The following is a 7,031-nucleotide window of genomic DNA, read 5'->3' as shown; positions in this document are numbered from 1 at the left end:
GCGTCCCGAGCATAAGGCGCCGCAGCGGGCAGCCCGTCCGGCGGCACGGATGGCGGCGAGCGGCGGCGGTGCGGATGATGGCGGCTGGGACGAGTTCTAGGTTCCGCTTGCGGCATCGGAACGGTTGCGTAGACACCGGGATCAACGGTGGGGTGCCCATCCAATTGCGAGGCCGGGGGAATTGCTTGAGAGCGCTTACTGCAGCGTTTTTCAAAGTTTGTAACTAAAGACGCTTTTGCGCGTTCACCTTTCAGGCGCATGGTCGCCTGAAAGAAACCATATGACTTATCAGCCGATGCTGCGGAAGCTTGGAGACGAAGCCGTTATATTTTGCAACCATTCTGGATCTGGCAACGATCTGGTCCACTATCGGATCGGCGAAGAGTATCGATCCATGCCGAGCCGGGAGTGGAAACTCCTGCCCCCGTGGGACGGCGGTTGGCCGCTCCGTCCGAAACAGCAGCCGGTGGTGGCGCAATCCGAAACGCCGCGCGAGCAAGGTGTCTAGCGCGGCGCGGATTGGGCGACTTAGCGGTAAAGCTGGCAGGCGACGCGGGCGATCTCCGCGATCTATAGTTTTGTCCACAATCTATAGTTTTGTAAGTATGATTTCAAACCAGTGGGTTCGCGGACCAAGGCTGCCGCGTGCAGACGGCCGGCGCTGCATGAGGCGGTCATATCGGACGAGAATACCGATGATGCCGACGTCCTGATCGATGCGGTCGGCCGGGTGTCTTTGGGGCGATTCACCCTGTCAGGACCGACTCGTACCGAAGCCCCTCACCCGCGGCGCGGCACGATCTTCAGATTGTCGATAACCTGCGTCGTCTGGTACGCCAACACGGCCTTGGCAGTGCCTTCGATGGCGTCGATCACGTCCTGCCGGAAATCGCTGGCGTTGGGATCGGTATCGAAATTCACCTCGACGACGAGGGTCTTGACGGCAAATCCCGCGTTCGAATTCAGTTCGAACCAGGTGCGCGTGACGCCGTCGATCTGTTCGACGTGCTGCCGGAGCACGGCCTTCGCGATAATTTTGAGGGGCGACGGCGGCTTTCGGCGGCGCTGCGTTCCCGCTAAGGCTGGCGTGGAAGCCGGCGATCCGGCCCGAAGGAACACCCTATGCGCGTCGGTCTTGCCCTGGTCTTTGCCTGCCTTGCCACGACCGCCCAGGCTGCCAGTTGGGCGGAAACCACGGAGACGGACTATCCTGTCTCGAAGGCGATCTGCCAGACGCTGAAGCCGCTCAAGCTGCCGATGCCGCCCCAGAAGAGCGCGGCGGCCTGCGACAGCGAAGACCTCTATTACGGCATCAAGCATCCCGCCGATCCCGCGGCGGCGCGGCTCTGCGCGCTAAGCCACATTCCCACCAAGGCGGAGGACGAAACGGACCCGTTCGACGGGCGCGCGCTGCTGGTGACGATCTACGCCAACGGGCGCGGTGCGACCCGCAATCTCGACATCGCCAGCGCCTACGCCTGCCTCCTCGACGGCGCGCCGGCGGAGATCGACGCGCGGATCCTGCACCTGGCGGCGATGAAGGCATCGCCCAAGCCGGAGCCCTTCGGCTTCTGTGACGACGCCACCTCGACCATCCTGCTGAACCAGTGCGGAGCGCACGATGCCGCCGCCCAGGACGTGGTGCGGAAGAAACGCTTGGCCGCGCTCGCGGCGACGCTCGCGCCGGAACCGGCGGCGGCGCTGGCCAAGCTGCGCAAGGCGGAAGCCGCCTTCGTCGCGGCGCGCGGCGACAACGAGGTCGACCAGTCCGGCACCATCCGGGTCGTCGCCGTGCTCGGCGAGCAGGAGACGCAGCAGGACGCCTTCGTCAAGACGTTGGAGGCGGTGGCCGGCGGGCGCGGACCGACGGCCGATGCGGCCAAGTTCAAGGCGGCGGATGCGGCGCTCAACGCAGCCTACGGCAAGGTGATGCGGGTCAAGGACACGGCGAGCTGGGGCACAACCGACAAGGCCGGGATCAAGACGACGCAGAAGGCTTGGCTTGCCTACCGCGACGCCTTCGTCGCCTTGGCCTCGGTGGTGCCAGGGGCGTCGATCGATGGGGTGAAGGCAAATCTCACGGACGCCCGGACGACGATGCTGGCGGCATTTTTGGAGTAGCCGCCGGGCCAAGACTGCGGCGTCGGCGAACGCCGAAAATGCCGGAGCCGTGGCGTCGGCGTTCGCCGAAAAACGCAGGCTGCGAGGTCGGCGAACGGTCACCCCGCAACAGAGGCTAGTGCCAGGCACGCGGGTTTGATGATTCTACGCCGATGCGACGTGGCGACAAGATCGCGGCCGATCGCCGTTTCAGCAATCGGACATTTTTACGCGAACCCGGCGGCCTCGAGCCGCAGGTGCACCTTGCTCTGGAAGGCGGCGTCTGCACCCTTGACCAGCTCCGCCGCCTGATCGGCGACGGCCTCGCACATCACCTCGAGCCAGCCCTGCTCGCTCTTGGCGAAGGGGCCGAGGACGTAGCTCAGGACAAGATCCTTATGGCCGGGATGTCCGATGCCGAGGCGCACCCGGCGATACTCGTTGCCGACGAGCGCGGTGATCGAGCGCAAGCCGTTGTGCCCGGCATTGCCGCCGCCGGTCTTCACTCGCACCGTGCCGGCGGCGATGTCGAGCTCGTCGTGGAACACCGTGACGTCCTTGGGCTCGAGCTTGTAGAAGCGCAGCGCCTCGCCCACGGCGCGGCCGGACTCGTTCATGAAGGTCTCGGGCTTGAGCAGGGCGACGCGCTCGCCGGCGAGCGTCAGTTCGCTGACAAGCCCTTGAAACTTCGAGCGAAATGGCGGCGCGGCGTGGGCCCGGGCGAGGGCGTCCAGCGCCATGAAGCCGATGTTGTGGCGCTGCCCGGCGTGCTGGCGGCCGGGATTGCCGAGGCCGACGAAGAGGAGCATGGCGGGTTCCGGGAGCGAGACGCCTACTTGGCGACGAGGCGGGCCAGGGTGATGACGGCGCCGAGGATAATGAGGGTCTGGAAGCCGATCGTGCCGAACATCCACTTGATGACGTCGGCCTTGCTCGCCTCGATCTGTACTTTTCGACCCGCCTCCACCTCGCGGAGTCGGGCCTCAAGACGCGCTTCGGTCTCGCGAAGATCGGCCTTAAGACCAAATTCTCCCTCGCGAATATCAGTCCTGAGGTGGGCCCCCTCCTCACGGAGGTCGGTCTTCGTCGCAAGGTCGCCCCGCATCACCTCGGCGATCGCGTCTGCGAGGCCCTCAGCCTGTTCGGCGGTGAAGGTCGCCTCGCGCAGCGCGCGCACCAATTTCGAGGTATCGACCGCGGCGGTCATCCCGGGTGTCCCACACGAGCCAACTCAGCAACGTTACCAATGAACCGGCCGGCGTCAAACGAGTCCTTCTCCCGCCGAGGCGGGAGAAGGGAGTGTCGTTACTTCTTCTTCGCGGCCGGAGCGGCGGGCGCCGCCTTGCCACCGGCCGGAGCCTTGGCGTCCTTGGCAGGCGCCGCGCCCTTGGCCGGGGCACCCTTGGCACCCTTGGCGTCCGGGGCTGCGGCGACGGCTGCTTCCGGCTCGTCTTCCGCTTCAAGCGGCGGTGCGACGGTCACGATCGTGTAGTCGAGGCCGCGCTGAGCCGGACGGGCGCCGGCGGGCAGCTTGACGTCGGAGAGGTGCTTGGAATCGCCGATTTCCATGCCGGAAATGTCGATCGTCACGTTTTCCGGGATGTTGTCGGCGCCAACCTTCAGGTCGATCGAGTGGCGCACGATGTTGATCACGCCGCCGAGCTTGAGGCCCGGGGCCTCTTCGGCGCCGGTGATGATCACGGGGATGTCGACGCGCAGCCGGGTGCCGGCCTTGAGACGGAGAAAGTCGACATGCAGCGGGCGATCCCGGATGGGGTCGAGCTGATAGTCGCGCGGGATGACCCGCTCTTTCGCGCCATCGACGTCGATCTCGAAGATCGTCGTGAGGAAGTGACCCGCGTAAATCACTTTATTGACGTCACGGAATGAAAGCGTGATGGAGGTTGGCGCATCGCCGCCCCCGTAAATCACGCCTGGTATGCGACCTTCACGACGTACACTGCGGGCGGCCCCCTTGCCTGTCCCACTGCGCACCGAGGCCGCCAAAGACTTCGTCTCGGCCATCTGGTGTTCCTTCAAGTGTTGAAACTTGCGCCCACGCCTCCAGGGGTGTCGGAAACGAGCACAAGAGGCGCGTGTATAGGGGAGGTTGCGGGGAAGGGCAAGGACGGCGCGCTTGACACGTCCCGTTCGGCCGCGAGCCGGGCCCGGCCCGCAGATCTGTCATGTCTCGAGCTCAGACCGGATAACGCCCCACGCCATCAGATTACCGCATTGCAGCACGATGCTTTGTGTAGCGTAACTCTTTGTTAATAGCGTCAGGTTCTAGTGTAGCGAATGGCGTCTTAAGTATTCGTATTGACGTTAGCGTATAGACTGCACGTTGTAAGGGTTTGGGGCCCTGCCCCGAAATGTTGCTTGAGATCGTTTCGGCGTTCGGCACTCCCGATATGCTCGCCTTGCAGGCGTTTCTGCTTTCGAATGCTGTTGCTACAAAATGCTCTTGCTATAAAAGGAGACCGCTGATGTCTGCTATGAGCAACTGCGCCGTCGACAAGGCGTATCTGGCATCCTCCGGCGCTACGACGCGTGGCGCGCTCGCGGCCGTTGCTGTTGCAGTCCTCGCAGCTGCAACATATGCCGTCCCGGCCAGGCTCTGGCCAATTCATGCAAAAGCGTCGGCATCCGCGCAGGATGCCAGATCGACCCTCGACCCGGCGATTGCGCACTCCGGCGTTGCGCCGCAGCCCTGGCATGAACCGGAAGTGGCGCCACGTCCGACCCTTGTCGGGTCGGCGGCGCACGTCACGGCGTCCCTGACGAGAGCGCGGTCGCGCGGATCGGCGCGCGACGGCGCCATGCCGCAGGCGGTATCGCAGATTGCTTCGGGCGGACGGTTTGATACGAAATCGATTGCGGCGTTCCTCCGAACGGCTTCGGCATCCCCGCCGAAGCCGGCCAAAGTTGCGCCGTCCAACATGATCCCGACGTTTGCCGTCGCTGCCCTGGAAGCCGATGGCATCGCCGACGATGCGTCCGCACCGGTCACGCAGGTGTCGTCCGCAACGTCGCCGGCTCGGCCGAAAGACGCGCCGGGCGACTCGTCGCTGGCCTTCCCAACGGCGCTCGGTCAGGTCAAGACGGCCGCGCACGCGGGCGTCATGAACGGCCAACCTGCGGCGGCTCTGAACATCGGTCTGACGACCGGCCCCATCGTCATCGACGCCACGGGCATGTCCGAGGTGACCAACCTGTCAGAACCCGGCGTCTTCCGGAAGACGTTCAAACTTTCGACGCGCGCCAGCATTCCGCTGGATTGATGATGCGCGCAACGCCGATGCATTCGATGCAGAAGGTGTAATGCCATACCTTCTGGCGGTAGTTTGCAGGTCGTCATTGAACGCGATCGATCACGCGAAAGCGCCGCGTGCGACTGTCGCCCTCAGTATCGTGCGTAAACGGTCGGCGGCGCCAGGAAGCCGTCGAGCTTGTAGCTGAAACCGGCCTGCACGCGGCTGTCGGTCTGGTGGTGATTTACGTCGGCACCCAAAGCGAATTCCGAGTAATGGCCGGTATCGGTGTAGCGGTATTCCGCACGCACCGACCAGTCGTTGTTGACGGCATATTCGAGGCCGGCGCCGAGCGTCCAGCCGACACGCATGGTGTCGTCGGCGTTCTGGGTCACACCCGCAACGGACCCCGTGTTGCGGAACGTGCTGAAGGCGACGCCACCGGTGCCGTAAGCCAGGATGCGGTTCCAGGTGTAGCCGGCGCGAGCGCGCAACGAGCCCATGACGTTCTCGTGGGTCGACTCGCGAATGGTGCCGAGGCTTTGCGCCGACCCGTTGTAATTCGATCCATCGATATCGCCTTCCAGACCGAAGACGAACTGGTGGACCTGCCAGAGATAGCCGACGTGAGCCCCGCCCAGAACGCCGGCATCGCTGTAGCTCGGCTGCTGCAGCGTCAAGGCCTCCCCGGGAACGTGCGTCGAGAAGGTGGATCGACCCCACTGATAGCCCAGCTGGCCGCCGGCATAGAAACCGGCCCAGGACAGGATGGGCGGCGACGCCGGCAGAACCGGCATCTGTTCCGGCGGATACAGGTCGGCGGCAAGCGCCATGCCGGGCAGAAAACAAAGCGATGTCGTCAGCAATAATATTTTGGTCAATGCGGCCTCCCCAGTGGCGCGTCTCATTGCGTCCTTTATCGGAGGCCCGGCTTGCGCGAGCCTTGCTAAAGTCTTGATATGCCACTGCCTTGATCACGAAACCGTGCGGTCACGGTAGTCTTCGCGCCGCAAACCGAAGCCTGCGATCGGCACGAAGCACGGCAAATGGTTTAGAGGCATACATTGCCCGCGAGCGAGCCGCGGTGGCGTATCACCGATGGCGGGGCTTCGAGCGGCCCGGGCATTCCGCTGCGACTTGCGTGGCGCTCGGGTTGACCCTAAGCGTCCCCCACGCTGACCCACGCTGGAGCTCTCATGATCCTCGAAATCGCCACCCTCACCATCAAGTCCGGCATGGAATCCGCGTTCGAAACGGGCGTGACCTCCGCCGTCGCAGCGTTCAAGGCCGCCAAGGGGTGCCATGGCATGGAGCTGCAGCGCTCGCACGAAGTACCGAACCGCTACCTCCTGTTCGTGCGGTGGGACAGCGTCGAGGCACACATGGTGGATTTCCGCGAGTCGCCGGAGTTCCAGGTCTGGCGCAAGGCCGTCGGCCATTGCTTCGAAGCGCCCCCGACGGTCGAGCATGTGATCACCGCCGTGCATGGGTTTGGTGGCACGGTCGGCGACTGATCTTCTCCGCGGAGCGCCGTCATCGCGAGCCGATGGCGAGCAACCCAGGGGCGGCAGCTGCCAAATTAGCGTCTCTCCTGAGTTGCGTCGCTCCGCTGGCGATGACGGCTTCTTGCCGCTCTACGCCGCCGGAAAGTCGGCGCCACGGCTTGTTTGTTCCCAGGCG

9 protein-coding genes are annotated in these 7,031 nt (G+C 64.5%); 4 read left to right on the top strand and 5 right to left on the bottom strand.

Going from position 1 to position 7,031, the window contains the following annotated elements; genetic code table 11:
* Nucleotides 1-280: 280 nt before the first annotated feature.
* Nucleotides 281-508 carry a hypothetical protein gene (locus GSQ79_RS03595; RefSeq protein ID WP_158807370.1) on the top strand — a complete coding sequence of 76 codons (228 nt, stop codon included), beginning with the start codon at nucleotides 281-283 and terminating at the stop codon, nucleotides 506-508.
* A 272-nt stretch (nucleotides 509-780) separates the two neighbouring features.
* Here the strand turns inward: GSQ79_RS03595 and GSQ79_RS03590 are convergent, their stop codons facing one another.
* On the bottom strand, nucleotides 781-1,020 hold the full coding sequence (locus GSQ79_RS03590) for a hypothetical protein (protein ID WP_158807369.1): 240 nt from the start codon (nucleotides 1,018-1,020) through the stop codon (nucleotides 781-783).
* Nucleotides 1,021-1,122: 102 nt separating this feature from the next.
* On the opposite strand from GSQ79_RS03590, the gene GSQ79_RS03585 reads away from it, so the two are divergent.
* On the top strand, nucleotides 1,123-2,121 hold the full coding sequence (locus GSQ79_RS03585) for a lysozyme inhibitor LprI family protein (RefSeq protein WP_158807368.1): 999 nt from the start codon (nucleotides 1,123-1,125) through the stop codon (nucleotides 2,119-2,121).
* A gap of 206 nt (nucleotides 2,122-2,327) precedes the next feature.
* On the opposite strand, the gene pth is transcribed toward GSQ79_RS03585, so the two are convergent.
* The 3 genes from pth to GSQ79_RS03570 form a co-directional block, all read right to left on the bottom strand.
* The gene (gene pth, locus GSQ79_RS03580; protein WP_158807367.1) at nucleotides 2,328-2,909 is read right to left on the bottom strand and encodes an aminoacyl-tRNA hydrolase; all 582 of its coding nucleotides are present in this window, start codon (nucleotides 2,907-2,909) and stop codon (nucleotides 2,328-2,330) included.
* A gap of 23 nt (nucleotides 2,910-2,932) precedes the next feature.
* Nucleotides 2,933-3,307, bottom strand: a complete 375-nt coding sequence (locus tag GSQ79_RS03575; RefSeq protein ID WP_158807366.1) for a DUF1640 domain-containing protein — start codon at nucleotides 3,305-3,307, stop codon at nucleotides 2,933-2,935.
* A 98-nt stretch (nucleotides 3,308-3,405) separates the two neighbouring features.
* Complete coding sequence (locus GSQ79_RS03570) at nucleotides 3,406-4,125, bottom strand: 50S ribosomal protein L25/general stress protein Ctc (RefSeq protein ID WP_158807365.1); 720 nt, start codon at nucleotides 4,123-4,125, stop codon at nucleotides 3,406-3,408.
* A 461-nt stretch (nucleotides 4,126-4,586) separates the two neighbouring features.
* Between GSQ79_RS03570 and GSQ79_RS03565 the strand changes: the two genes are divergently transcribed.
* Entirely contained in the window at nucleotides 4,587-5,381 is a 795-nt protein-coding gene (locus tag GSQ79_RS03565; protein WP_158807364.1) for a hypothetical protein, read from the top strand.
* A 122-nt stretch (nucleotides 5,382-5,503) separates the two neighbouring features.
* Here GSQ79_RS03565 and GSQ79_RS03560 read toward each other — a convergent pair whose 3' ends face one another.
* Nucleotides 5,504-6,259, bottom strand: a complete 756-nt coding sequence (locus GSQ79_RS03560; RefSeq protein ID WP_246725083.1) for an outer membrane protein — start codon at nucleotides 6,257-6,259, stop codon at nucleotides 5,504-5,506.
* Nucleotides 6,260-6,547: 288 nt separating this feature from the next.
* Between GSQ79_RS03560 and GSQ79_RS03555 the strand changes: the two genes are divergently transcribed.
* Nucleotides 6,548-6,865 (top strand): antibiotic biosynthesis monooxygenase, encoded by a 318-nt coding sequence (locus tag GSQ79_RS03555; protein ID WP_158807363.1) that lies wholly within the window; start codon nucleotides 6,548-6,550, stop codon nucleotides 6,863-6,865.
* Nucleotides 6,866-7,031 lie beyond the last annotated feature (166 nt).

The organism is Beijerinckia sp. L45 (genome assembly GCF_009765775.1).
Classification (GTDB): domain Bacteria; phylum Pseudomonadota; class Alphaproteobacteria; order Rhizobiales; family Beijerinckiaceae; genus RH-AL1.
This window is presented reverse-complemented; position numbering and strand designations above follow the sequence as displayed.